A 26,449-nucleotide genomic window follows, 5' to 3' on the forward strand; every position below is an offset into this window, starting at 1 on the left:
TCGGGGTACGCTCGTCTCGGTGGTAGATCGTTACTGCCTTCGTCATTCCGACGGAAGGGGCAGTGACGTCAATGAGCTGCGGCGGCGCAGGAGAGCCGAAGCGCGTGTATGCATTCCATGTAAGAGATCACGAACAGCCGACGATTTAGCACATCATCAAGTCCGTCGGCATCTTCATCAATTGCCAAGGTTGGTAGTTGACCTAATCCTACTGCGTCACAAACGATGATCTGTCTAGTGGTCGAACTTGATCGCACAACAAGGACATCTCGACAGCGTTCGGACTGACCTGCCACCGAACTTTCATCCAGCGGCGGTTAGAGTCTCGGGGTTTTGTACGCCGAGTGGCGCGGGTGGAGCAACGGGCGATCGGCGGAGCTGGTCGGGGTTGCGCAGCCGATCGCCCGTTGCGGTGAATGTGGCGGCGTAGGCCGCGGGGGTCTGGTATTTCAGCGAGGAGTGCGGTCGCTCCCCATTGTAGTCGGCGATCCATGCGGCGACCTTCGATCGGGCATCGTCGAGGTCGAAGAACAGCGTCTCGTTCAAGAATTCATCGCGCATGCGGCCGTTGAAGCTCTCCACAAAGGCATTCTGGATCGGTTTGCCTGGCGCAATGAAGTGCCAGTCGATGCCAGTCTCCTTGCACCAGACCAGCATCGCATTGCAGGTGAACTCGGTGCCGTTGTCGGAGACAATCGAGCCCGGTTTACCGCGCCGCGCGACGATCGTCGTCAGCTCCCGCGCCACCCGTCGCCCCGAGATCGAGGTGTCTGGGATTGCGCCCAGACACTCCTTGGTCACGTCGTCGACGATGTTAAGGACGCGGAAGCGTCGTCCGTTGGCAAACTGGTCATAAACGAAGTCGAGCGACCAGCGCGCGTTCGGCCTCGCTTCCAGAAGGATCGGCACCCGGACGCCAACCGCCTTGCGGCGGGCGCGTCGCTTGCGCACGGCCAGCCCTTCCTCCCGATAAAGCCGGTGGATGCGGTTGATCCCTGACGGCTCGCCCTCCCGCCGTAGCAGGATGAACAGCCGACGGTAGCCGAACCGGCGGCGCTCATTGGCAAGCTCGCGAAGCCGCCCACGAAGCTCCGTGTCCGGACGACGGCGGGAACGGTAGCGGACCGCCTTCCGATCCGCACCGACGATCAAGCAGGCCCGCCGTTCCGAAAGGCCCATGACGGCTTTCAGGTGCGCGACCCCTGCGCGCTTGGCGACGGGCCCTACCATTTTTTTGACAACAGCTCCCGGAGCGCTGCCGCATCGAGCATCTGCTCGGCCAAGAGCTTCTTCAGTTTGGCGTTCTCATCTTCCAGCGCCTTCAGCCGCCTGGCCTCGGAGACGTCCATCCCGCCGTATTTGGACTTCCAATTGTAAAACGTCGCTTCAGAGATCCCGTGCTTCCGCGCAAGATCAGCCGTCTTCGCTCCAGCCTCGTGCTCCTTCAACACCGCAATGATCTGCTCTTCCGTGAACCTTGCTCGCTTCATCTGTCCGTCCTTCGTCAGGCCGGACTCTAACTCCTTCTGGAGGAAATTCTCAGGGGCAGGTCAGGACGAGCCCATGTTCGAGGCGCCGTCGCATCGTCGCGATCGAATTTGGAATGTGACGTTGGGTCCGCAGCGGCAGATCCGCGGGGTCTGTAATCTGCGGGAATGCGATCGAGCGGGATCGGCCGGGCGCGCCGAGCGCGTAAGGGGGAATCGTCTCCCGCTCGGAGATCAGGAATCCGTAGGCTGCGATGCACATTGTTGCGTGATGATGAAAGCCGCGCCAGCCGCGTCCCTCGAAGTGGCCGAGCCCGACCTCCTGCTTGAGTTCCTGATAGTCGCGTTCGATGCGCCAGCGCAATTTAGCCGTCTCAACGAGAGTCCGGAATGCCACATCCTCCGGCGATGTCGAGAGCCAGTATTTGGTAGGCCGGTCCTCGCCTTTTGGCCATTCGATCAGCAACCATTCCTCCAATCGCCGGGTGGTTTGCCAATAATCACGATGCGCGGCGCGGACCCGCACGCGTGCACAAGCGCGACGAGGTGTCGGACGGGGCGGAAAAAAGGAATCAACGGGCCTCTGCCTCGGCCAACCATGCCTGCCGTACATCACGCCATCGTCGATCTCATCCTGCGGCCGCCGGCTCGGCGGTGTCCATACTGCAGAAAACAAATCCTTGAAAAACACTGGCGCAAACAGATTCTGCCAAAGTAGTGCTAGACTGGAATTCCATAAGTGATCACGATCATGGCGGCGCGAGCCGTGTCCAATTCGACCAGCTTCCTGAGCGCTTGCTCGCGCTAGCCGAGCAAGACACGCGTTGTCGGTATCCGTCCATGACATCGCGCGAGCCACGTATTGCGATTGTCTGTGTTGAGACAATATCAGCAACTTGACGCCACACACCGCAACGAAGTGGCTGCGTAGCCTGCGAATTCACTTCGACACGAGACTTGCCCTCGTTGCGGCATGATCACCAATCGCAGTGCGATAGTCTTCGGGACGGACTCGGCGCGCGTCGCTATTAGCGTCTGGTCCGCCCCGTGGTTTGCTGCGGCGCTAACTTTAAGGGCGCTCGGTCGTGCGCCGAGAAAATGCAGGGAAGTGTTGGGCGCGATCTGGAGTTCTTCTTCTGGGAACCACAACAATTGCGCTCGCCGCAAGCGGCGAGCCAATGCGGCAGACCTTGAGGCAGAAGTGAAACTGCCATCCCCAGTGTGGAATTGGTCCGGAGGCTATATCGGCGGGCACATCGGCGATGGGCACGGCCGCACCCCCTCGCAGGCGGCCAGATCGGCTACAATTGGCAGAGGAACGGCTGGGTGTTTGGCGTCGAACTCGATGCCAGCGGTGCTGCACGCTGACGACATGGCACAGACGTTGCTAGTAGGTGCAGCAATAGCGAACGAGTGCTGACTGCACACAGATGAGACGACAGATGCTTTCCTTCAACTCATGTGCCCCGCTCCTGAGATGAAAAACTCCCTGCTTGTGACTTGGAGCGTCGCCGCGCTTAGTGCGGCGGCACCGACATTCGCCGCGGATCTCGCTGCGCAGTCCGTACACACCAAGCCGCTCTGTGCCGCGAAAAGAGATCAGCTAGCACAAAGAGTGGCGCAAGGTCGGGCAATAGTTTTGCAGAGTGATATGGTGCTGGGCTTAGAATCTCCAGCTCCTCCGATCAAAGTCGAAAAATGGCTGCGTGGCCAGCCCCTTGTAAGCTTCCAGCCCGGAACAGTATATATCGTCGAATTCTGGGCAACTTGGTGCAAACCGTGTGAGGCAGCCCTGTCCCATCTGGTGCAGTTGCAAGAGAAATATAAAGACAGCGGAGTTGAGGTCCTCGGACTCGCAGCTCTTGAACGCGCTCAAACAGCGGACGAGGCCCAAAACAAGTTGGACGCATGGTTGACCAAAAAGTTGCCGAATCTCAACTACCGGATCGGGTTCGACTACACACGCGAAATGGAAAAGCTTTGGTTACGTCCCAGCCGTTATGTCGGGATTCCCACCTCGTTCGTCGTCGACCGTGACGGCCGCATCGCCTTTGTCGGTTTGACGATGCAACTCGATGACGTTCTACCCAAAGTTCTGACCGGCAGCTGGCGCACCAGCGGTGAAGCTAAAGCCGCCGAGACAGAGCGGATCGCCCAAGACAAGCGCATAATGGGCGAAACGTCGCGCAAGAAGCGCTGACTGATACCACGTCGTGATCCGGTTTGGATCCGCCACTAACTGCAGTAGTCCTCCGCGCCACGTTTGTGCTCAACAGGTTTTCTCGGGCCAACGGCGGCAGACCCGTCGCTACCCGCGGCCTTACCGCCAAGTAGGCGGCTTGCGCGACGAGAACGGCTCGGTAACCATGGCTTGGTCGACCAGGCGGGCAAGGTCGCAATTGCGTCGCGCCTCACATCCGATCCTTCAGCATGGCGTCAAAAGACGCGGGCTATGGCAATAACAGCGACCTGCGCACGGAGATCACGGCGCTGGGATTGACCTATGTGGCGGGTCTTCTGTCGAGCACAACGGTATGGGCGCCCGGCACCGGTCCGTTGCCGCCGAAGCCATGGTCGGGCCGCGGCCGTCCACCGAAACTGATGCGCCGCAACCGTCAGCATCAGCCGGCCGCTGTCAAGGCGCTCGCGATCGGCCTGCCGGCCAAAGCTTAGCGCACCATCACGTGGCGGCAAGGAACGAACGAAAATCTGACCTCGCGCTTGTGCACGCGTGCGGGTCCGCGCCGCGCATCGTGATTATTGGCAAACCACCCGGCGATTGGAGGAATGGTTGCTGATCGAATGGCCAAAAGGCGAGGACCAGCCTACCAAATACTGGCTCTCGACATTGCCGGAGGATGTGGCATTCCGGACTCTCGTTGAGACGGCTAAATTGCGCTGGCGCATCGAACGCGACTATCAGGAACTCAAGCAGGAGGTCGGGCTCGGCCACTTCGAGGGACGCGGCTGGCGCGGCTTTCATCATCACGCAACAATGTGCATCGCAGCCTACGGATTCCTGATCTCCGAGCGGGAGACGATTCCCCCCTCACGCGCTCGGCGCGCCCGGCCGATCCCGCTCGATCGCATTCCCGCAGATTACAGACCCCGCGGATCTGCCGCTGCGGACCCAACGTCACATTCCAAATTCGATCGCGACGATGCGACGGCGCCTCGAACATGGGCTCGTCCGAACGCTGTCGAGATGTCCTTGTTGTGCGATCAAGTTCGACCACTAGACAGATCATCGTTTGTGACGCAGTAGGATTAGGCCGCTGACGGGAAAGCGGGGATTCGAAGAGCGTCTAGCTGTTCTGGTCGAGCCAGCCGCTGCCTTCATGGCTCCTCTGCGCCCTGACATCGCTGTCATCCAACAATCACCTTGAATTGTGGGATCGTACGGGACTGCGCCCCCTAAGCCTCGCCATCTGACCAGCCGATCTTGCTCTTCAAGAATCGAAAGCCCAGGACCTCGAAGCCGGCGTGTTCCTTGCTGTCTCGGCCATAGCCATGTCCGTCCGCAGCCAGCTCGAAGAAATAGGCTTCATAACCCATCGCCTGGAGCTTCGCTGCCATCTTGCGCGCATGTCCAGGATGAACACGATCGTCTCGCCGCGTGGTGGCGATCAGGATCGGCGGATATTTTTGTCCGCTTTTGGCGGCATGATACGCGGAGTAAGTCTTGAGCCATTCCCAATCCGCGCGCTTGTCGGGGTCGCCATATTCCGCGATCCAGCTAGCTCCTGCCAGAAGCTTACTATAGCGGCGCATGTCGATCAGCGGGATCGTACAGAACAGCGCGCCGAAGCGTTCCGGATAGCGCGTCAGCATATTGGTGATGAGGATGCCGCCGTTCGATCCGCCCTGGGCCGCGATCCGCTTCGGCTTCGTCACGCCGCGACGCACGAGATCGGCGGCGACGGCCGCGAAGTCGTCATGCGACAATTTCTTGCCGGCGAGCCGGCCGGCATCGTGCCAGCGCGTGCCGAACTCACCGCCGCCCCGTAAATTCGCCTGAACCGTTGTGCCACCCCGCTCCAGCCAAAGCTTGCCAAGCGCTGGATCGTAGTGTGGCATCCACGAAATCCCAAAGCCGCCATAGCCGCTCATATGGACCGGCGCATCGCCGCTCTCGCCGGCCGGACCGGTTTGGACATAGGGAATGCGCTCGCCATCGATCGAAATGGCCTCGTGTTGAGTGACCACAAGCCCATCCGGGTTAAAGGTCATTGGCGCCCGCTTGAGCACGGCCGGACTGCCGATGCCATTCTCGATCAGCATCAGCGAAGGTGGCGTGAGCGGATCCTGGCTGATGACGAGCAGGTCGCCATTGCTTTCGGACGGTTCGCTGTCGATGGGCCCGACGTCGACAACCCCGATATCGGGAAGCCCGTGCAGTTGCGTGCGGCGCCACCCATGATCAGAGGGCGTGCAGATCTCGAAGGAGGGCCGTAGCTCGTCGAGAATGGAAAGCACAAGCTTGCCGGCGCTCCAGAAGAACTCTTGCAGGCAGCGGCGCAAGCCCGGTTCGAACAAAACCTCGAACTTGCGGTTGCCTGCTAGGAAATCTGCCAACGAGATAACGATCACCTGATCCGCGGCATAGGTCTGCCCCGCCACAGACCAGGATTTGCGTGGCCCGATCGCAAGCCAGTCGCCATGGGCTTGCAGGCGGATGTCGCTTGGAAGATCGAGCTTCGTCGTGGCGCCCGTTTCATCGCCAAGCCACCAGAAAGAGTCGAAGGCGTCCAGCTGATCGACGAACCACATCCGTGGTGGCACGACGGTGTGGTCGACACCGCACCATGCCATTACATGATCGACTGGGACCTCAAAGATCACCGGAGCTTGATCGATCCGGGTACCGCGCCGCCACAGCCGCACCGTGCGCCCATAGCCGCAGTCGGTGGCCATGCCCGGCCCATGAGAGCTCGTCAGCACCAGCGTATCCGAATCGAGCCATTCAACGTCGCTCTTCGCTTCCGGCAAGGCAAAGCCATCCCGGACAAAGGTTTTCACCTCCGTATCGAACTCGCGCAGGGTGACGGCATCGCTGCCACCGCGCGACAACGCCAAAATCGCCCGTCCATGATTTAGTGGCAGGAAGGCTCTCTTCAGAAGCCAGTCTTCGCCTTCGCTGCCGGCCACTTGATCGATGTCGAGCAGAACTTCCCATGACGGGTTTGGCCTGCGAAATTCTTCCAGTGTAGTTCGTCGCCACAGGCTGCGTGGATTGTCGGCGTCGCTCTCCTGATTGTAGAGATAGCCGCCGCGTCGGCTGACGGAGGGGATGTTGTCCTCTCGATCGTAAATAGAGGCCAGCGCGTCCCGATCCCGCTCGAATGCCATTCCGCCAAACACCTGCAGCGTCTTGCCATTCTGCCGCTCGACAAATTTCAGCGCCCGCACGCCCTCGATCTGCTCCAACCACAGATAGGGATCATCATCAGGAGCGAGGATGGTCGGCCTTCCAGCCGGTGATCTTGCCGACGCGCTTGCTTTGACCACGCTTCACTCCACTTCTGGCCTTGATGCGCACGCCCATCGCCGCATCAAAGCCTCGCAGTCTTCAACCTTGAACGACCGTCCGAGTCTACATCCTGACGCTCGGGATAATTCAAGATGATTCCTGCGAGCTGAATGTCGCACGCCCAATTGCGGTGAATCGGCGTTCGGGCTGCTAAGATGCCGCGCAGCCGCGATCGTCAAAATGACTGAAGCTCGAATAAAGAACCTGTCTCTTGCGACTGCTGGCATTGTGACGTCCGTCGCGATGGTACCAGCGTGCGCTGCGGATATCGCTGCGCGGCCGGTCTCGCCAGTCGTCGTCGCGATCGGCAGGCAATTCATCAGAAGCGGGCGTCCCGGGCCGAATTGGTGAGCATTCTCGATGAGTCAGAAGAATATCAACGTGGACACCAGGAGATTGAGGGCATGTTCCGTTTGGGGCGTGTGTGTGACGCTCGTCGCGTTATGAATGTATGACATCCCGACGCTTGCATATATCCCCGGAGCGAGATGCGCGGTATATGTTCCCGTGATTGCTGTGGTATCGCGATGCGCAAGCTGCCCTTCAGCCAAGGCCGCATCCACCGCAAACTTGCTCCAGGCCGTGTTGGTGGCAACGAGAGCAATCAGATCACTGGGCCGACTATCAAAAGGTCCCTTCGCATAAAGACGAAGCTCGTAATACCGGCTGATTCTGTTCAGGTCAGCCGGAGCAACCATGACCGAGAATCCGCCGTAGATGCCGCGAGATGGCGCCCCCTCAGCGTCACTCTGCGAGAGCTGCCTGTCCGCTGCGATGTAATGAAAGTTATTCCCACTCTCCCTTTGCTGATCCGGATCCGCTAGGTTCTTGTAGTGACTGGTGTTGAAGCCGACGCCCGCGCGCAGCCACGTGTCGGGCACGCCGGTAGCGGCGTTGCTCTTGTAGCCAAGTTCATCAACGAAAAGAATGCCCGCGTTGGCTGTGCTCCAGTTCAAGCCGGAGAGATTCTCGGTTATCTGCGCATAGGGACCATCTGGGCTGATCGAGCGCTGCACGGAGACTTTGTTGTACAAGCGATTACCAAGATTGTACTTCAGGTTGACCGCGGGCGTGGGCGCGGCATTGGTACTCATGCCTGCTTGGAACAAGGCAAACATGTTTGATCCCGAGATCCCTCCTCCGAAAAATGTGCCGGTGAACTCGTTTTGATTTCTGAGATAACCTAGTTTGAGTTCGAGTGTCCTGTCGAAGAAGGTCTGATAGTAGGCGAGCGTATTCAGTCCCACTCGATCTGGCCCCGGGCGCTTCCATGTCCAGTATTGCTGCTCGGCTCCCACGACGATCTGGCCATCGGGAACGCCAAACCGGCTGAGATCGTAAGTGACGATCATGAAGTTCGCTGTAGCAAACGTCGGATTCTGACCCATATAGAGCTGGTTGGCGATGCTGCTTCTGGTTGCATTCGGCAGCTGGTTGTTTGCAAAGGTGTTATGTGTCCAGCCGATATAGCCGATGCCGACGTCTGCCAGCGCGGATCTGATGCCGTGCTTGTCCTGATCAATCGTATCGGCAGGGCCAGGTATGTCGAGCCACAGCCCCTTTTCACGCAGATTTTCGTACCTTGCGAAGGGCTCGATCGTCTTTTGTGTTCTCACCTGAGCAGCCCTATCCGCACTGTTGATCTTGTCGACAGACATGTCGGGACTTACTACTGGCGCCCAGGCACGAGAGTGGATTGCCCGACCGATCATGCCGATCCGGAACTTTGTGGCCAGATCGGAAGGCCTTTGAATTCTTCGTCTGTTGGCCCGATCCGCGGTGCCGCTCTTGGGATCAGGTTCGTTAGCGGCTTGTGCCAGCACGGAATTGCCGACCAGACAAGCCGCTAGCAAAAGTGCAATGGCAAGCCCACGTCGCTTCCCCGCTGGTCGAAAGTTGATAGAAAGTGCCGCCGTAACCGAGTCTATCCGAGGCGATATCGTCGCAAGAAGGCAATCACGCGTAGGGCACTTTGGTTCGTGTCTGCTAGCCATGAATGGATTGAACTCCGGTCTGATTGGCCCAGAGCGGACTCCCAATTTTTCGCGTCAGAGGGCGGACGAGGGGGACGCCCTACAGCAGGATATCCCTTCATCCCGGCGAATTCCGCTTAGCCTTGCCGGACCTCGTCACTGGTGGGCGCAAGCATGATCTGGTTGCACCTTGCTTTGTGCATCGTTCGAGCGGCGCGCGCGGGCTCGGCGAGATGCTGGCTGCGACCCGTGCGGAGCCTCAGCTGTCCTCGCCACCAAGACATTGCGAACGACGACCTTGCTTCACTGTGGGGCGGAGGATTCTGGCGGTACCGAATACTTTGATCGAAGGCGCCTTTCTCGGTGCAATGGCAGCTACCAGAAAGCAAGCTTCGCCGGCGACGTCCACGAGACGTGGCCTCATGAAGCTTCCTTGGTACCGTCGTGACCGAAAGACAAGACAATCGATCGGCCCGGAGGTCAGTGAGCGTTGGAGCCTGTGCGCCCGGCGATCGCGCCACAACGTCCATCATGGTTGCCCGGGAGATCAGAGGAATAAGCCTTCCAGCAGCTTTGGTTGGGGCGGACGAGCAGTTGGTAAATCCTTCGGCTCGGCTGGACCGGCCAAATCTGTCCTGCATTCGGAGTCCCTTGACGTGTGCGGCTTTCGTTAGTCACGTTTGCCATGTACCCGTCATCTCGATCAATCTGCCGAGATTGGTAGTTGACCATGTGCAACGGTTCGATGAAGTCGCGGGTCGCGGCAAAGCCGCAAGTCGGGCTCGATCGCGAAGAGACTCCGGGAGCAGTGGCGTTCGCATTCGAGCGCCGTCAAAGAATCTGCAACGATCTGGAAAATGCTGCGCGATCGCCGACGAAGACGAGAACTGTTGCTCGCTGGTGGCGCCATAATGCAGGGGTCCGCGCAAAGGGTGAGGTTGAGAAGAATGATATTGTCCTCGCTGCCGCAGGAACACGTGAGCGTCGCAAGCTGTCGCGTCGGCGAAGCAAGTCGCTCGGAACAGGGATGTTGGGTGAGGGACGATGGAGATGATGGATCAAGCGGCCGCTTCGGACTTGCGGCCGCTCTTGCACAGACCGCCAAGACGCATTCTCTGGGTTTTGGCGCTCCTATTCGCCATCCTCGGCTCGTGTGCTGCTGGCGCCTATTTTTGGGCCAACCTCGGGGAGTTTGTCGAGACGCCGGTCGCCCGGGAAGTCCCTCCAACGATGGACCTGTCACCGGTGGACAGGGCATCCCTGTCCGAAATAAAGTGGGCCCAGCAGAAGGCCAGCGATGAGGTCGCAGAACTCAACCGCCGGTTCGATGCCCAGCGGCAGGACCTCAAAGCAACCTTGGATCAGATTACCGCGCTGAGTTCGCGGATCGAGTCCCTGCAGAATTTAATGCCCGTCCCCTCTGCTCCTTCCGTCCCTCCCTCGTCGCCAACCCAAGCTGTTTCCAGACCAGCCAAGAAACGCGTTGGGCGGTCCAAACCACAGGGACCTGTTTCCGTCGGAGGCGCGCCAGTGATCGCAAGACCGAAGACAGGCGAGCCCTGACGTCTCAGACGGCTACAGGCGTGGCCGAATCCTCATTCGCACCCGAGGAGGTGGGCCGTAGTTTCGCAAAGCGCTCGCTTTGTGGCGGCAAGACGCCCGAAGCTTTGGAGGGCGGCAGCGTCCCGGGGCGCATTGTTCCGATTACTCGTTCGCGAGAAGCGTTGATGCGTCTGGAGTGTGGTCACATGCGTGGCTATTTTAGTATGGTGCGCGGTCGAAATGAGTGTCGAAAGCGGCAGCTACAGCGCGAATGACAAAACGGTGCTCCTGCCTGACACGGATGAAACCCTCTTCGATGTCCACTATCCCGTCTTCCGCGAGCATTCCCAAGCGGTCAGCTGAATCGAGAACAGCAATCGGATCAAATCCGTGAGCAGCACAGATTGCGGGTACGTCGGCCTGCAAATCGCACATCAGACGCTCGATGATTGCGGCCCGGAGCCGATCCTCGGCCGTGAGACAGCAGCCCTTAGCGATTGGCAGACGGCCAGCTCTGATGTGCTGGCTATAGGAAGCGGTTGTGGTTTCGTTCTGGACGTAACCATCACGGAGGCGGCCGATGGCTGATGGACCGAAGCCGATCACGGCTTTACAGGTATCGGCCGAATAACCCAAGGAGTTGCGGCGTAGCTGACCGGCTTTCTGCGCCAGCGTGAGCTCGTCGTTCGGCAAGGCGAAGTGGTCGAGCCCGATTTGCAGGTAGCCGGCGGAGACAAGCGTATCGGCCACGGCCGCGGCTTGCTCGGCGCGCGCAACATTGTCCGGCAGCGCAGCCTCATCGATCCGGCGCTGACGTTTCATATAGGAGGGAACGTGGGCGTAGCCGAAAACCGCAAGCCGGTCGGGCTGCATGGCCAGCGCCGTCCTCGCGGAGTTCACGCAGGACTGCACCGTCTGATGTGGCAGTCCGAAGAGGAGGTCGAAATTAATGCGGCTGATTCCATGCTGGCGAAGGCTTTCGACGGTAGAAGCCGTCTGCGCCTCGCTCTGGAGGCGGTTGACTGCCCTTTGGACCAGAGGGTCGAAGCTTTGGACGCCGATGCTCGCGCGGCTGGCGCCGGCCGCTCCTAGGGTTTCGGCCATCTCGGCCGTGAACGCACGGGGGTCGATCTCGATGGCGACGGTAGCCGATTTGCTGAACGCGAAGCAGTGGCGCAGGACTTCCATCAGGGCCAGGAAATCGGCCGGCGCGATGGTGGTCGGCGTTCCACCGCCAAAATGCACGTCGCTGACGGGCAGCGCGTGCGGCGCTTGCTCTGCGACCAATCGAATCTCCTCCCGCAGCACCGCCAAGAAATCACGAATCGGCCGCTCGCTGCGAGCAAGGCTTGTGGGGAAGCCGCAATACGAGCAGATCGCCCGGCAGAACGGAATGTGGAGATAGAGCGATACGGGTTCGTCCGGCGGCAGCCCCCTCAACCATGTCTCACAAGCCTTGGCGCCGACGGTCGCAGAGAAATCAGGTACGGTTGGGTAGATGGTGTACCAAGGCAGACGAGCATCGCAATACTTGTTCAGGAGTGAGGGCTGCAAGGCTTAATATTCCCATGCTGATACAGCATGAAGCTGACCTATGCTGTCCCCTGTGTCTTTGCGTTATGTCAACGCGCCCACTTTGGTCCTGAAATCTGGGTCCCATTCTCGATGTCACTGCCATGGCGGCTGAGCGACCGAGAGCGCGAGTGGGACTCGCGGCCAATCATTTGGATGCCCTTGGAAGAATGAACGTGTCGTATGAGCACGGCTGAAGCGGCTAGACGTCTCCCGACTGACCTGCGCAAGGCACATCGCTTCTGCATCCACTGAGGTGCAGTCTCTTGTGAAGAAAACAGGAATCGAAAGGCCTCACCCCAAGGCGAGCCAAACTGCCCCCCAGCCATCTCAAGCTGGTTTTCCGTGGAAAAGCTGAGCTCATGGTATTCGACCCAGGATGTGGAAATCGCGCCACAGCCGGGTGGTGGAGCACGGGAAGGCTGGCGAGATCACGTTCAGTCCGGCAGCACAGGATCAATGCGGTAGGAGAGCTCATGAACCTGAAAACACGTCAACCGCGAGATCGTACAACTTGACGCTACGTGCGATTCAAGTCCCTTGGAGCCGCGCATGAAAACATTTTGAGCTCCGAGTTAAAGGAATGGATGAGCCTCAATTCCGCCACGCTGCTTGTCTCATTGCCACAAGCGTCATCACGGATGTACTGATGATGTCGGGGCCGGCCCGGCGCACTTCCACCCCCGGCAAAGTGCGTCGGGGCGCCTTGGTTCGCCAGCGTTCCGTCTCGTCGCCAAATCCAGGCAACTCACCAATTCACAACCAAGTTGGGGTGCTGCTGATCACGAACGTGAGCCAGGTCAGCTTCCTCGCATGTGAAGGTGAACTGCGATATGTTTCTGCTCCGCTTCAGCACTTCATGTCGTTCGTTCTTTGCGATTGCTTACGCGTGGCCGCGGTCGATCCTCGCGAAAGCTCGCGCAGTTTTTGCAGTTCGGCTCCTTATCGGTGCTGTCGCATCAATCCGACACTCCTGAGCTTTCACTGCTTCACATACGCCGCCATGTGACGCGTCGATGGATAGAGCTCGCCCGCGGTCGGCCCTTATCGACATTCGTCAACGCGAGAGCTGCGTCGTCCAAGAGGCGGCGAGGTCCCTCGGACATGACCGGCGTCCCAGGCGCGAGATCGGTATGGATCCTGGGTTATCTCTGTTGATCGTAGCCATACGACGATTTGGTTGCGGCGATGGATCGGCAGCATCCCCGCGATCCGTTCGACGTCCTCGAATGGAACCTGATGGGAATGCCACATCTGGAGCAGCTCCCGGGGGGCGACGGAAGCTGCAAAACCTTGAGCGACTGCACAAAGCCGAGATCCGAAAGTCTGCCAAACAATCCCAGCGCCTGGCGAGACCGTTGGGGTGATAGCCGGATGAGGCAAGCAGCAGTGTCGACTTTGCGGGGCTCATGCGCTCGTGCTGGCAGGTCGCCCCACCGAAGAGACGGAGCGACGATCGAGCCCGCTCCCCGCAGTTGGCGCGAATGGCGCTGTCGCGTTTCCGTCCGATGTCACGATTGCTTCAATGCGTATAACGGGGCGCGAACCGATCCCCATCCTGTCAAGTCCTTGTCTGGTCGGTTGATTATAGCGAACCCAACAATTGGTACGACACTTGCTGGTCCGATCCGAGGTCCTCTCCCTTTTTGAGATGCGCATGCAAAGTGTCCTCTGCATCAAACAGGTCTCGCGACTCGGCGTATCTCCCGTTGCGTCTCGGATGCGACCATTATTTGCCCCCTCGATTCATTCGCGCCGGACCGGCACGACAGAACCGCTCAGAGGCCGGGCACTGATGCCAGGCGGTCACCGTTTTCGTCGACTGTTGCGCGTTGCTCATCGATCGCGTCCTCGACGCCGTCGAAAGGCGGAGGATCAGCCAAGGGCTAGCGATGGAAATCCGCAAGATTCGGAAGAAATATGACGCCCCTGTCATCTTCGCCAGCAAGCAGGGCATCGATGCCCATACAGAACAGGTGGAATCCGGCTCGGTCAAGCGAGCCGACGTGCTCTAGCTCACCTAGATCGCGAACTGCAGCGCCTACGGCCTCCTTGTGCTCGGCCTTGAGACGGAACGAAGTGTCATTCAGGCCGGACCTCGGCTTTGCGCAGCCTAATCTGACCTGTGCCGATGCCGTAGCCGCTGGTGCTGGTTGGTTCGTATCGCTAGCTGGGTCTTTAGGACGGCCGGACCGCTTCCGATCGGTTGGTCGTGCATGTCGGCCAGACCTACTGTCACTGCCGGCATTACCAGGGCAATTCAGCTTTAGGTCGGCACCGAGAGCTCAGACCATCAACACGGACAGCCCTGCAGCGATATTCGATGTCGCCCGTGCGCCATCCGCGAGCGAGCCGGACAGATCACAATGAATGGGCACCGGCGCTGCGGTTGCGGCGTGCCGTTCAGCATCAGACGAAGGATAGCGGCAGCACCTCGGCTGTTTGACGGTGACGATCACGCGCCGCGGCTGGCTGCACGCAACGAATTCGGGATGGGCGTCTGACGCAGCATGCGAGCGCTCCAGACTTCACGAAGAACAAACCGAAGAGTTCAGGTCATGCAATGGAACTTGGCTCCGCTTGAAACAAGCGCAATTCCGCGTGAGACCGACCTTGATCGGCGTCCTGAGGCGCCCATCATGGATCTCTTTATCTTCACTGAATGCGCAAACCGAACACATTCGCTCAGAGCGCTGTTCGATCTTCTTGTAAGCTGTGCCACTGAGGAGGGCTTCAGTGAAGTTGCTTACGGCGCCCTCAACTTCGTCGATCCACTTCGGCTGGCGGAGTATCCACCCCCCACCGTGGCCGTGAAGTGGCCGCCAGACTGGTGCGACCGATACTTCAAACGCAAGTACCACACCATCGATCCTGTGATCCGGCGGACGCCGATGCTGTCGCGGCCGTTCTTGTGGGATCAACTCGCCGACCACTATCAACTTCAGCCCGACGAGAGGCGCGTACTCGATGAGGCCAGAGAGGCAGGCCTGAAGCATGGCATGAGCGTGCCATTGTTTGGGCCGTTGGGCCGCGTATCTGTGGTGTCGTTTGCATCTCCGTCCGATGATGCTGATCCTCAGGACCGCATCGGTCACCTCAACGCACTGGCCTGGCACTTTCACACCGCCTATGGCGAGATCGCACGCCCCTGCGATAATGGTCGTGAGAAAAAAGTGGCACTATCGCAGCGGGAGATCAGTTGCATGCGGTGGGTGGCGGAGGGGAAATCGTCATGGGAAATCGGGAAGATCCTGCAAATCAGCGAAAATACAGTCAATTTTCATATTAAGAACGCGATGCGAAAGCTGGGGGCGACCAGCCGAATCCAAGCCATCGTTATGGCGCTTCGCCTTAATGTTCTGTGAATTCCTCGCGAGAGTGAAGCAAGCGGCAATTGGCTAAATTGTTGCTCCCGGCTTCTGGCAAGTCTCAGCATGGCGCTATTTGCCGAAACCGCAGACACACCGCTCCGTCGAGACGAGCGATTTGAAACCTCACGCTGCGTCAGGTTGTGGAGCTCCGAAACCTTCAGATGACATGTCGAGTCAACTGACGTGGACCGCCAACGTTGGGGCTCGGCGACGTCGTGCCATCCAGCCAGGGATCGCTGACGAGCTCGAGCCTGGGGCTTCGGAAAGTGCTGCAGGGATACCGTTGGAGAGAGGAGCGCTTAAAGAAAGAACCCCGGCCGATGGTCGGGGCTCTCGATTCACCGCTGCAAGCGCGTGGTGATCATTATTTGGCAAACACGGGGCTGAACTTGTAATTGAGCCTAGCCGTAATGAGATCGACATCCTGGTGGACGCGGTCGGAACCAACGGCTGTTGGGAAGGTTACATTGCTGCCCTGCATGAACAAGTGGTCATACTCGACGGCAGCTGACCAGCTCGGCGTGAGGCTGACTTCAACACCGGCGCCGAGCGCGCCGCCCCAACGCACATCGTTGTTTCTCGCAATCTCGGGCCCAGGAGCTACTGGGTTGATGTGATAGGTGTTGCTGGTCACCGCAGCACCGCCCTTCGCGTAAAGCAGCACGGCATTGAAAGCGTAGCCGATGTGGCCGGTGAGCAAGCCGAACGCATCGGTCTTGGTGCCAACGGTGCTTGCTGGGAAGGCGGTGCTGACATTGGAGCCGCTGAAGTCGGCCCAGTTGCCCTGACCTTCGATGCCGTAGACCGTCCTGAAGATCTGCCAACGATAGCCAATCTGGCCGCCGACGCTGCCACCAGTTGAATTATGGCAGCCCTCCGGAGTGACGCCATTGAAGTCCCAGCAGTTGTGGCTCGATCCCCAGCCACCATTGATACCGATATAGTAGCCGGTCCAGTCGTTGATTGCGGCTGCGATCGGCGGCGGAGGGGGAGGCGCCTGGATGTTGACCGGCTGCGCGGCGAAGTCCGCACTGAATGCGGGAGCGGCCGCACTGAGTGCGCCGATGCTTGCAGCCAGAATCAGAACATTCTTCATTCGAGTATCATTCCTTTCGATGCCCCCCGGCGCCTTGCGTCTTAGCAACATCATCGCGAATTGCTGTAACTGCAGCACAACATTGTTTCGGAAGAAATGGGTCGAATCGCACGCGGCGTCAGCTTGTGAAACGCGCAACCGTCATCATGCACAGCCGCGACAGAGGTTTTCCGAACCGAGAGTGGATCATGGTGAGCGAACGGTAAACCCGGACCAAACCACGCTGAATGAACTGACAGTCTTGGATCGATTCGTGTGTTCGTTCTTAGAAGGCAATCCGCTCACGATGGTCGACGAAGGGCAACGCAGCGGTGCGGCGTGTTTTGCTCTCACGTCACTAACCAGCTTCAAAGCCAAGCTGTGCAACACCAGCCGGTGCACGCTCGCTGTCCAGCTGAGTTTCGTCAGATGATGGGCGGTTGAGAAAAACACTATTCGAGGGACGATCAAGCTCATCCGTCCAACAGGACGACCATGCTGCCGTTTGCGATCGTGACGCGCGCGGCGATCATCGATAAAATCCGTCAAGGCCTCGAACTTTACGGCTCAGCCGGTCCGATCGCAGGTCTTGCGCGATGTTGCTCGATCTATAAGCGCTCGCGGGAGCGACAAAAAGTCCGACTCAGCCGGGCTCGTGTTTAGGGCTGTTTTGCAGCGCAGTGTTCGCCGCGCTTGGCGAAGCGCGACCCTGAATGTGCGCAAGCTTGCGTTGAGCCGACGGCAGGGCGGAATTTATCGCATGCATCGTGTGCGCAAGGATAGCGCATGTCTCGCTCGTCATCGCGGTGCTTGGGCTTTGAGCTGACTGGTCGCCCAGCGCCACGAGGTTTGCACAGGCAACAGTAGTCGTGGTTCGCCTTCAGCGGAGCGGAATGCTAGCGGAGGACGGCTAGCTCGAGCACGATCTATGCGGGGTTAACTTCCGAAGATCACGAAGAGCCGTAACGAAAGCGAAGTGTTCCTGCCAGTGGAGGTGCGAACGACATTACTGTTTGGTCGACGGTGCCAGTTCTGCGCGCAAATTACGTATCGCCTCGTTTGCTAGACGCAAGGTATTCCGTTCGCCGTTTCTTATCGAAAACTCTAGGAAAGCTCGCAATCGGCTATGAAGGACTGTCTTGAGATTGTGCGCCAGGAACGGGTCCTTCTCGACAAAGCGCCACGCTTTGTCAAATGCGACGCTCACGAGAGCCTCTGGCACTTTCGCTTGTTCGGATAAGACCTGATCCATCTCAAAACCTCACTCGACGTCGTGACAAGGAAGTAACTTGTCCAAGGCGAAACCGAGCGCCTGCGATTTGTCCCAGAAAGCAAGAGATTCGCGGCCGGCTCGCGTACCGAGCTGCGCTCGGCGCTACAATGAAGTTTATATAGATGATTGTTGAAGTTCGGATGACCGAATGTCGTAGTGCGAAGCTCGATTCGAATAAATCTCAGGCGCTTGAATCGAACTGCGTTGTCGCGTGCGTCTCTGTCCCATTGGCCGTGGTGCTGGGTGTCGGCCAACACTGGTGGCTCGTCTTCCAAGCAATCGGAAGATCGGTCCCGTACTTGTCGCTGCCACAGCCGTCCTTGACGAAGTGGCCGTTCGCCACGCTTTCGCAGCGTCAAGCCAAGGAGCGTTCTAGCTGCAATGCCGTCCGTGTTCTATGATGTGGTCTTCCAATCGTGTGACGTATTCCGCACATTGCTCGTTTGCTTTGTGACACGTCTCTGCGGCATGCCCGTCGATCTGTTGCATGGCCCCGTGCACTTGGTCGCGGCGTTTCCTCGAGTAAGGCGCACTAAAGGAGAGGATGACGAGATGCAGGGCAATCGCGACAACGATCTTTGGATTGCTCCGCAGCCTTGACGCTGACTCTTCTTCTCGGACCCTGGGTGTTCTAATCGACCAATTTAGAACGAGCTTAAAGCAACACATGGTGAATATGGCCTACGGGCCGCGGCGTCCTGGGTATCATGCGGTCCACAAAAGCGCGGGTGATCCGATTCGGGCGTTCTACCGAACGAGCCTCGGCCGGCTCTGCCAGCCCTATCGCGACGCGGAAAAGCCACGTGCGACGCAACAATTCATGTCTTCTTGAGCCTTGCCCTCCGAAGGCGCGCGTCAAGCTGGCTGGTGCGAAAAGTGAGGAAGAAAGACTATTGTAATGCAATCGCTTGCGAGGGTGGCGCGTTGGGGTTAGCTCATGCGCGAAATCTGCGTACGCACTAGTCTGGAGGCGATTCTCCCGGGTGAGCGCGGCCCCGGCATTCACTTTTTCCATATTCAACGATTATTGAATTTGCCGCCGATGCCCACCCGGCACGATCATGTGGATGTGCGGATGGTGGGTCATCGCTGAACCCGAGGTATGCAGCACCGCGGTGATGCGGATTCGTGCGCCGAGATGCTCGGGATTTGCGGCGATGATTGTCATCGGCTCGGAAGCCGCGTGGAACAGCAGGCCATAAGTGCCGATCGCACCCGATAATCGGCAACACTAGCGAACCTGAACCCGCGGTAAGCGCGCCACAGGCAAGCGGACCACGATCTGGCTGTCCGTGATGTCGACGACTTCCTTGCGCTTCCTCCCGTCATCGTACCGCAATTCGAACGTCACTCCCGATGCAGATGGGGCAAAGGGCTCAGGCGTAAGGCTGATCCACCCGTCCTCCAAATTCAGAATGATCGGTCCATCCGCCCGGAATCGGGCGTCAAGCAGCACCAAGTCCAATCGGAGAGACTGGAGCCGCACGTTGAGCCGCCGCCGCACGCCATCACGTGGCCAGATGCGCAGGGTGTGAGCGAACGTCTCCATGATGCCACCGTGACAAACCTGCCCAAAGACGGGATCGTCGGCAACGATCGTCGCAGCAGCGCGGACCGCCCCACAAAATCCCAGGTCGATCTCGCACGAGTAATACCACGTTCCACGGTGATGCGGCTGACCGAGCCATGTGGTCCCGCTCGGCGCCGGCTCGAAGCCGCCACCGGCCGCGCCGTCATTCTCCTCGCCCGGATACCAATAGCCATGACCGACCGACGCAGGGCCGCTGTTCAGCAAGGCCCACGCGCTGAGTTGTGACGCATAGCCGAGACGAAGGAGCGGATGCGGGTCGTCTGCATCGTTCAGCGCATGATCAAGCAGCGCCCAGCCGCCCATCTGCGCCATGTAGGTCAGCGTATAGGCGTCGCCCGCAGTCCCGCGATAATCGCTGCCCAGGTAGTAATAAGCAGGTTCCAGCCAGCCACGGCAGAACAGGTTTGCAGCGATCTGACGCTCCGCGAAGGCACGGGCTGCCGCCTTCGAAACCCCCATGGCGACAGGGTCGTCAAGTGCCGAGCGCGCCAGTGCCTGTGTTGATTCGAAGCCTGTGGAATCGAACGGATATTCCGACCCGAACAGGTCCGCCTTCGGATCGACGAAGGCGCGCACCTTACGCGCCCAGTGCGCCTCCAGCGTCGCCGCCTCGCGCAGCAAGCCCGCTGTCGTGAGCGCCGAAACCAGTTCGGGGATCACACATTCGTTGTAGAAGCCGGTGTGGTAGGCAGACCACATCATCACGCGCATCGGCACCGTGAACATGGCCAGCGCCGTACCGTAGGCGCGTACCAAATAATCTCGTGCGCTCTGGCGGGTGGGTATCGCGGGATGGTCACGCGCGATGCGGTGCATGGCCAAATACATCGCGAAGATGTGCGGATAGTCATAAGGCTGCCAGATATGCAGGCGGCCCTTTGGGCCGGGATCGCTGCTTTCCCGGTTCTGCTTCCAATCGGGTATGCCGTAGAGGCCGTAGGCGTATGCCTCCTGTGTGGTACGTTGCAGCCCGCCCCAGACGAACGTATCGATATACCGGTCCAGCGCCGCCACTTCCGCCGGATCAGGATGCTCGGCATTCTTGGTCGCGAGGTAAGCGGGCTTGCTCAGTCCGGGATCGTCGCACGTCACCTCGTAGATGCGCCAGCCCTTGATCCGGTCGTAATTGTCCGGGCCAAGCAGGACCTGCGTCTCCATGTTCCACTCGCCGAACAAACCGTCGTACCATTTGGACGGGTCACGATGCTGCCGCTTCACGATGAAGGTTGCGCGCTTCTTCATCATCGTCTCGACGGGTTCGGTAGCGAAGAATTCAAGAAAGGTCTGGCGGGCACCCGGCTGGTGCAGGGTCAGCCGGTTCTCGCCCAATCGCGAAAACCGGACCCGCCACAGTCGCCTGCCAGCCCGATCCGGCAACCGTTGCACCACCGTGTCGCCGCTAAATTCCGCTTCGATTCGCTCCACCGGAATGGAGGACGCGAGCGCGATGTCGACATGCAGGTCGTTGGGAACCGTCATGCCCGGCATTACTTCCACGTCCACCAGACCGGCGTCCGCGATAGCCCTGCGCGCCGCCTCATAATCGGCAACCCACTGGAAGCGGAGACGGTAACGCCGTTCCTCGGCCGGCGACAGGGACAGGGAATGGGTCGGCTGTCGCCAGCGAGTCCCGCCCGCCACTGCCTCGCCGGCGGCCGCCCCGCCCAAGATGTAGGCGCACCACGTCCCACTGGCTTCGGCCGAATCCTTGTGGACATCCCAATATTCCAGTGACGTGTCCGCGTCCGGTAAGAGCATGAGGAGGGGACCGGTGCTGTTGCCGCGAATCCAGAAGATGTGCGATCCATGCCCCGAGACGAAGCTGTGCTTCAAAACAGCCGCCGACACCGGTTGCCCTGCCGGAAATTCGGTGTTCATCGGCATGGGCAAATAGAGGTCGCCAACCTCCACGCTCGCCATGCCGTCGTTCCGCAGCATGATCTCCCACGTCAATCCAGCCTCGTCGACTGCGAGGCGGGTCGTGAGAAGGACGCCGGCATCGCGGGCTGCTAGTTCAAGGGCCGCGCTATGCATCGGCTTCGTTGCATCAACGCCGGTTCGAAGCGTATGCCACTCGGATCCGGCACGCCGAACTCTAGCGTGAGCCGTCCCCAGCACGGCTCCAGGCAGGACATAATCCGTGTCATACGTATCGTTACGATAACGCAACGAGGTAATGCCGTCTTGTGTGCACCCAACGACGAAGGGAGAGTCAGCCGCCTTCAACACCATGGCAACCTTGCGCTGCGGCCGATTGGGTGTAGGCACCGTAACGCCCCCGAACAACGCGCTACCCAAGAAGCTACTGCCCAACAGCATCGTGCGACGCGTATACGTCCAGACTTTGGACATTCGTCATCAACCGTATCCGGTATTGCCCCATCCGGATGATCAAGGCGTGCCGTTTCCCGCCGTAAACGTCAACGCGACAAAGCGACATACGTTCTCAAGTACCGAGTGTTCGGTCGGCAGCGCTTCGTCACCATCGGTCCTCACGGTGCCCCTTGGACACCAGCCCTTGCACCCAAGGAGGCCAAGCGGCTTTTGGGCCTGGTTGCCAATGGCAAAGACCCGGTCGACGACAAAGACTCCCCCAGAACCATCCGCTGACAGGTCGTGATGTGGTCCACTGGGGCGAACTGAGGCGCGAACCGCTGTTGTCGTCACAGCGCGGCGCCGGACCGGAATTCCTCAAGCTCTCATCAGCAAAATGGGATATTTCGACGCTTGCCTGCTGCCTCGCCACGATGTCGGGCTCGACCGGCTTCTCATCTTGGTCGGCGCGGGCTGGGGTATCCTGCTGGTATTGGAAAGTGCGACTGGAGCTGCCTATCCTGGTGTCATCTTCCGCGAGGTGCATGATGCCGAGGGGCCGACACGGTTGAGCTTTCGCGCTTATTGGCGGCAGGCCAACGGCAATCCATCGCTGCGTCCGTTCCTCGACCTGCTTCGGGAGCGCCATCCGGATCTCTCGACTGCCCCAGGAGCAGGCTGAGCGACTACGCGTCAGAATCTCGACGTAGCTCTTGATATCCCCGAAGAACGCCGCCAGCAGTCCGATCGTGAGCTTAACCGGATTGTCCTCTTCAAGGGGCCCAAGCCTGCGCCTGGTCATGGCGTCCTCCCTTTCCGTAGCGCGCCAGCACGAAATCGCGCGTCACGATAAACCGCACCGGGAAGCCTGGCAGGATAGTCAGCGCCGGCTGGATGTTCAACTGGCGCTGCACGGACTGCTGGCCGATCGGAGGGTTCGTTGTCGTCCTGCCAAGAAGTGTGGCGTGTAGTTCGTTGTGGGCGTGTAAGGGGCAATGCGGCCGCAACAGGGGTGCAACCGTCCGGGGAAAGTCAAGCATTAGACCGGCGATCAACCCGTACCCGCGCTTCACGCTCATGCGTTGCTTCGCGCGACTCCGCTATCGGCCGCGAGGTTGGCAAAAGTAGCTGTACCATCTCGGCGCAAGATCGTTTAGTACGGCGCTGCCCTTCCGAATCCGGCGGCGATTGGGGACGGCAGCGAAATGGGCAAACCAGTGGAATCGGCACGCTCGCGCAATGGTAAGCCCATCCAATCGCGAACCTCGCTGCGGTACTCAGTGCAAGGTCGCAATGCGATTTTCAGTTCAGCAGTGAACGTTCTGTAAGCGCGCCGTCAACCACAGAAAAGTGCCAGGCGGCATCTCACTCCCTTGCACGCGACAGAATGAGCGTGGCGATCTTCATCTGGTTGGCAGGAGTTCGCAGAGCTGCCGGTAAGGCCGCCACCGCTTGATCGAAAACGCGTCCCAAGACCAGAAGGTCTTCTGGATAATAAACGCCGCGGTCCCGGGACATTCGCGTCGTTCGCCCATCGCCGGTGCGGCCACCGGTTCTCGTATCGCCGAGCCGGCTAAGCTCCAGTTCTGCCGTGATCATTTCGTTTGTGAGCACGTTAAGTAGTCGGATCGTTTCGAGCTGGTTGCCTTGTTCGCCGACTAGCGCGGCAACGATGTCCAGTTGCAGGTCGATGCGATCCTCGAGGTCCTGTTTGCGTGAATTGGAAGGGTCAAGTTCCACGGTGTTGCTCCAGAGTAATTAAACAGCAGGGTAGGCCGAGTAAGAATGTGTGTCTCGTTTTTCCGACCCGCGAGGTGGCGGATGCGAGGCTGGAACGAAATGCCGCATAGGGCCGTGCGCGTGCGGTCAGTCGAGAGCGGCGCACAGGACGAGATGGCGACGGTCCGGATTGTGGGAAGCAGGTGTGGGCGACCGCCGCCGGGCAAGACCGAGCACGCGAGCGGAACGACAATCTCCGATCACACGACGTAGTGGCCGGGCAGTGAGACCGCGAAGCTGGTCTGGTCGCACAGGTCAACAGCAGTGCCTCGTCCTGACCGGAGGACATGTGTCTCGCAATTGGGATAGTCGGTTGGCAGCCAGCACTGCGTCGCCGGCAGGCCCGCCACAGTGCCAGTTCGATGGCGCTGCCCAAGCTGTTCAAGGCGACAAGTCCAGGCCACGCTTGCTAAGACCGCTGTTTGCCAGTCCGAGTTCTGGGCGGCGCCACGCATCAACCCCGGCCAATGAGAGTGCGTGAGAACCAATCTTCTGGGGCGCCTCTGGGGTGGTGGCAATTGGGTCGGCGACGACGCGATAGATTGCGCGCCAGACGTTGCGATGGGCCATCTGACTGCAGCGGGGCCGCACGTGTGTCGATTTGAAAGAGTGGGGAGTCGCGTTGGAGATGCAGGCACGAGGGATTTGAGTTGCCCTGCGACTACGCTGAAAGCAAAGAGGGTCCATTGTCACACGACGTCGTCAAAGGTGCTTTCCGGAAACCGGCGATCTCGACTATGGGGTATTTGACTAAAACCGGTAAAATCGAAAGTTTTGATGGGACGCATCCAGCTCCCGGATAGCGCGCGCGAGCAGGATCAACCTGCTTTGGATGACGCACTAGGCCAAGCCCATATGAATCGATTCGGCTTGTCATGCCAGCGCGCCCGAAGCCAATCACGTCATTGCTGATGATATCGGTCAAGCAGCTGACATGATGGTGCTCGAGGCGCGCTCTGGTGTCCTTCTTGTCGGTCGACCTCCTGCAGTGCAGGCGAGAGGTCCAGATCTCCGGCCAATATGCCCTCTGCGGTCGGCAGGACGCCCGATCATAGACGGAGGTAGCGATGCGTTGGCCTATTGAGGCGCAAAGCTCGGATAGACCTCGTCACCCAGGCCGAGGGATGATTTCGGATTGAATTGTGGTCGCGGTGTATAGGGAAATCTCCAACGGAAGGTTCCCGAATGCAAGCTGGCAAAGTAGGTAGTTGGCACCTGCCTGCTCCATCTGATTAAGGAGGAGCTGTCGGACGGAAGCTGGCGTTCCGACGACGCACAATTCGCTCTCAAGCGCGGCATCGAAGCTCAGCGGCAGGTTAGGTGGTGTCGGAATGGCGTTCCGCTCGTAAAGGAATTTGAAGCTCTCCAGCCATCGTCGATAAGCAGTTTCGGCGGCGGCATGGGCGTCCTGGTCAGACTGCGCGATCACGACCATGCGGAGCAACCCAAGAAATGGCTCTCGACCGTTCGCGGTTGTGTTGCGCGCGCGATGGGAGCGGAAGGCATCCGTAATGTTTCGGACAGCGGAGGAGGGGCCTACGCACGCCAGATTAGCGCCATTTGCAGCGGCCCACTCCGCCGACTCGGCCCGATTGCTCGCGATCCAGGTCGGCGGATATGGACGCTGATGAGGCCTCAAAGTTAAAGGTATCTCGCTCAGCTCAAAATGGTGTCCCCGATAGGATAGCGTATGCCCCTTCAGCGCGATATTTAGGATTTCGCTGGCTTCCTCATAACGGCTTGGTGCCGCGTCCGCACTGATGCCGAAATAGCCCCATTCGATCGGCTGCGAGCCCCGTCCGATACCGAGCTCAAGCCTGCCGCCGCTCAACTGGTCGAGCATGCAGATCTCTTCGAATGCGCGCAATGGATGATAGAGGTTGAGCAACAATACCAGCGGACCAAAGCGCAGTTTCTGGGTACGCTGCGCGACGCTTGATAGAAACAGATTCGGCGACGGCCCTCTGCCATGTGGTGAGCAGTGGTGCTCGGCCAGGTGATAAGCGTAAAAGCCCAGAGAATCGCACGCCTCCGCCAACTTGAGACGATCTTCGTATTGTCGTGCGACATCGCGGCCGTCGTCGTCCAAGTGGTCGAAAATGCCGCAAGTTAGTCTTGAAGGAAGGTCGCTTTTCACTCGATCATCTCCGTCCGATTGTGGAATAGGGTCCGGGTGGCTTCATGCCATCGCGCCCAAATTCGTCTCGTTCGTCATTGGCGCTCAGCGTCGTCTCTTTGGGATGCGTGGTTCTGAGCGTGCACGATGTGAGTGGCTCATGACGACCAGCAGTTGGCGGTCCCGACCACTACTTTGATAGGAGATCGCGAAGCGCCGCCACGCCGAGCATGTGCTCGACCAGAAGCATCTTTAGCTTCGCGTTCTCCTCTTCCAGGGCTTTCAACCGCTTGGCCGCAGCAACGTCCATGCCGCCAAACCTGGCCTTCCAATTGTAGATCGCCGCCTCAGACGTCCTGTGCCTGCGAGCTAGATCAGCTGCTTTCGCTCCAGCCTCGTGCTCCTTCAGTATCGCGATAATCTGCTGTTCCGTGAATCTTGGTCGCTTCATCTGTCCGCCCCTCTTGGGGCCGGACCTGCACGCCAGCGGGAAGAAATACGCAATGAGAGGTTATCTGCCACATGCGCCGGCCCGAAGCTTGGGTCCGAAGGCGATCCAGAAAGTCCGAGTTCAGTGAAGTCGGCTGCCACGACTTGCCGCTTTTGCCGGATAGGCCGGCGGTTGTCCTCGAAAGCGGAACGATGAAGGATGCGGACGCTGATGGCATGGCTGATCACAATCATGTTGAAGACGTTCTGGATCTTGCGAAGTGACCCGATTGGCGCCTCGCCATGCTCGGCTTGGCGGCTGCGTGCCCCAGGATGAGACGGTCCTCTCGATATCGGCACTCCCGTTCGAGGGCGGCAGCAATTGACCGTTGCATGAG

13 protein-coding genes and 6 pseudogenes are annotated in these 26,449 nt (G+C 59.4%); 6 read left to right on the plus strand and 13 right to left on the minus strand.

What is annotated here, in order from left to right:
* Nucleotides 1-303: 303 nt before the first annotated feature.
* Nucleotides 304-1,490 (minus strand): IS3 family transposase gene (locus ACOIX3_RS10295; protein WP_420969330.1). Its coding sequence is split into 2 segments (ribosomal slippage): nt 304-1,238 and nt 1,238-1,490, totalling 1,188 coding nucleotides; the frame shifts between segments, so codons are not numbered across the junction.
* A gap of 26 nt (nt 1,491-1,516) precedes the next feature.
* Nucleotides 1,517-2,019 (minus strand): annotated as a pseudogene (locus tag ACOIX3_RS10300) (transposase); the annotation flags it as partial.
* Between the two features lie 1,119 nt (nt 2,020-3,138).
* Between ACOIX3_RS10300 and ACOIX3_RS10305 the strand changes: the two are divergent.
* Together ACOIX3_RS10305 and ACOIX3_RS10310 are read left to right on the plus strand one after the other, a co-directional pair.
* Nucleotides 3,139-3,681: pseudogene (locus ACOIX3_RS10305) on the plus strand (TlpA disulfide reductase family protein); the annotation flags it as partial.
* Nucleotides 3,682-3,929: 248 nt separating this feature from the next.
* Nucleotides 3,930-4,752: pseudogene (locus ACOIX3_RS10310) on the plus strand (IS701 family transposase); the annotation flags it as partial.
* A gap of 149 nt (nt 4,753-4,901) precedes the next feature.
* Here the strand turns inward: ACOIX3_RS10310 and ACOIX3_RS10315 are convergent.
* From ACOIX3_RS10315 to hemN, 3 genes are all read right to left on the minus strand, one after another.
* On the minus strand, nt 4,902-6,995 hold the full coding sequence (locus ACOIX3_RS10315; RefSeq protein ID WP_420969639.1) for a prolyl oligopeptidase family serine peptidase: 2,094 nt from the start codon (nt 6,993-6,995) through the stop codon (nt 4,902-4,904).
* Nucleotides 6,996-7,382: 387 nt separating this feature from the next.
* On the minus strand, nt 7,383-8,675 hold the full coding sequence (locus tag ACOIX3_RS10320; protein ID WP_420969641.1) for a carbohydrate porin: 1,293 nt from the start codon (nt 8,673-8,675) through the stop codon (nt 7,383-7,385).
* Nucleotides 8,676-10,751: 2,076 nt separating this feature from the next.
* A complete protein-coding gene (gene hemN, locus ACOIX3_RS10325) occupies nt 10,752-12,086 on the minus strand; it encodes an oxygen-independent coproporphyrinogen III oxidase (protein ID WP_420969642.1) in 1,335 nt (444 codons plus the stop codon).
* Between the two features lie 1,910 nt (nt 12,087-13,996).
* Here hemN and ACOIX3_RS10330 point away from each other — a divergent pair.
* Nucleotides 13,997-14,119, plus strand: coding sequence for a hypothetical protein (locus ACOIX3_RS10330; RefSeq protein ID WP_420969644.1), 123 nt, complete (start codon nt 13,997-13,999; stop codon nt 14,117-14,119).
* A gap of 624 nt (nt 14,120-14,743) precedes the next feature.
* Nucleotides 14,744-15,469, plus strand: coding sequence for a LuxR family transcriptional regulator (locus ACOIX3_RS10335; RefSeq protein ID WP_420969646.1), 726 nt, complete (start codon nt 14,744-14,746; stop codon nt 15,467-15,469).
* 370 nt (nt 15,470-15,839) lie between these two features.
* On the opposite strand, the gene ACOIX3_RS10340 is transcribed toward ACOIX3_RS10335, so the two are convergent.
* The 3 genes and pseudogenes from ACOIX3_RS10340 to ACOIX3_RS10350 all read right to left on the minus strand — a co-directional run bounded on the left by ACOIX3_RS10340 (nt 15,840) and on the right by ACOIX3_RS10350 (nt 21,766).
* Nucleotides 15,840-16,571 (minus strand): outer membrane protein, encoded by a 732-nt coding sequence (locus ACOIX3_RS10340; protein WP_420969648.1) that lies wholly within the window; start codon nt 16,569-16,571, stop codon nt 15,840-15,842.
* 2,297 nt (nt 16,572-18,868) lie between these two features.
* Nucleotides 18,869-18,979, minus strand: a pseudogene (locus tag ACOIX3_RS10345) (transposase); the annotation flags it as partial.
* 75 nt (nt 18,980-19,054) lie between these two features.
* A complete protein-coding gene (locus tag ACOIX3_RS10350; protein WP_420969650.1) occupies nt 19,055-21,766 on the minus strand; it encodes a DUF5695 domain-containing protein in 2,712 nt (903 codons plus the stop codon).
* A gap of 105 nt (nt 21,767-21,871) precedes the next feature.
* Here ACOIX3_RS10350 and ACOIX3_RS10355 point away from each other — a divergent pair, with 105 nt between their 5' ends.
* Nucleotides 21,872-22,024, plus strand: coding sequence for a hypothetical protein (locus tag ACOIX3_RS10355; protein ID WP_420969652.1), 153 nt, complete (start codon nt 21,872-21,874; stop codon nt 22,022-22,024).
* Between the two features lie 100 nt (nt 22,025-22,124).
* The gene (locus ACOIX3_RS10360) at nt 22,125-22,409 is read left to right on the plus strand and encodes a hypothetical protein (RefSeq protein WP_420971988.1); all 285 of its coding nucleotides are present in this window, start codon (nt 22,125-22,127) and stop codon (nt 22,407-22,409) included.
* 57 nt (nt 22,410-22,466) lie between these two features.
* On the opposite strand, the pseudogene ACOIX3_RS10365 reads toward ACOIX3_RS10360, so the two are convergent.
* The 5 genes and pseudogenes from ACOIX3_RS10365 to ACOIX3_RS10385 all read right to left on the minus strand — a co-directional run.
* Nucleotides 22,467-22,529, minus strand: a pseudogene (locus ACOIX3_RS10365) (DUF2274 domain-containing protein); the annotation flags it as partial.
* The gene (locus tag ACOIX3_RS10370; RefSeq protein ID WP_420971989.1) at nt 22,501-22,806 is read right to left on the minus strand and encodes a hypothetical protein; all 306 of its coding nucleotides are present in this window, start codon (nt 22,804-22,806) and stop codon (nt 22,501-22,503) included. The gene ACOIX3_RS10370 and the pseudogene ACOIX3_RS10365, both read right to left, overlap by 29 nt.
* Nucleotides 22,807-23,092: 286 nt before the next feature.
* Complete coding sequence (locus ACOIX3_RS10375) at nt 23,093-23,467, minus strand: NolY (RefSeq protein WP_420969653.1); 375 nt, start codon at nt 23,465-23,467, stop codon at nt 23,093-23,095.
* A gap of 1,147 nt (nt 23,468-24,614) precedes the next feature.
* The gene (locus tag ACOIX3_RS10380) at nt 24,615-25,643 is read right to left on the minus strand and encodes an LLM class flavin-dependent oxidoreductase (protein WP_420969655.1); all 1,029 of its coding nucleotides are present in this window, start codon (nt 25,641-25,643) and stop codon (nt 24,615-24,617) included.
* 172 nt (nt 25,644-25,815) lie between these two features.
* Nucleotides 25,816-26,073: pseudogene (locus ACOIX3_RS10385) on the minus strand (transposase); the annotation flags it as partial.
* Between the last annotated feature and the right edge of the window lie 376 nt (nt 26,074-26,449).

The organism is Bradyrhizobium sp. B120 (assembly GCF_049075665.1).
Lineage (GTDB): Bacteria > Pseudomonadota > Alphaproteobacteria > Rhizobiales > Xanthobacteraceae > Bradyrhizobium.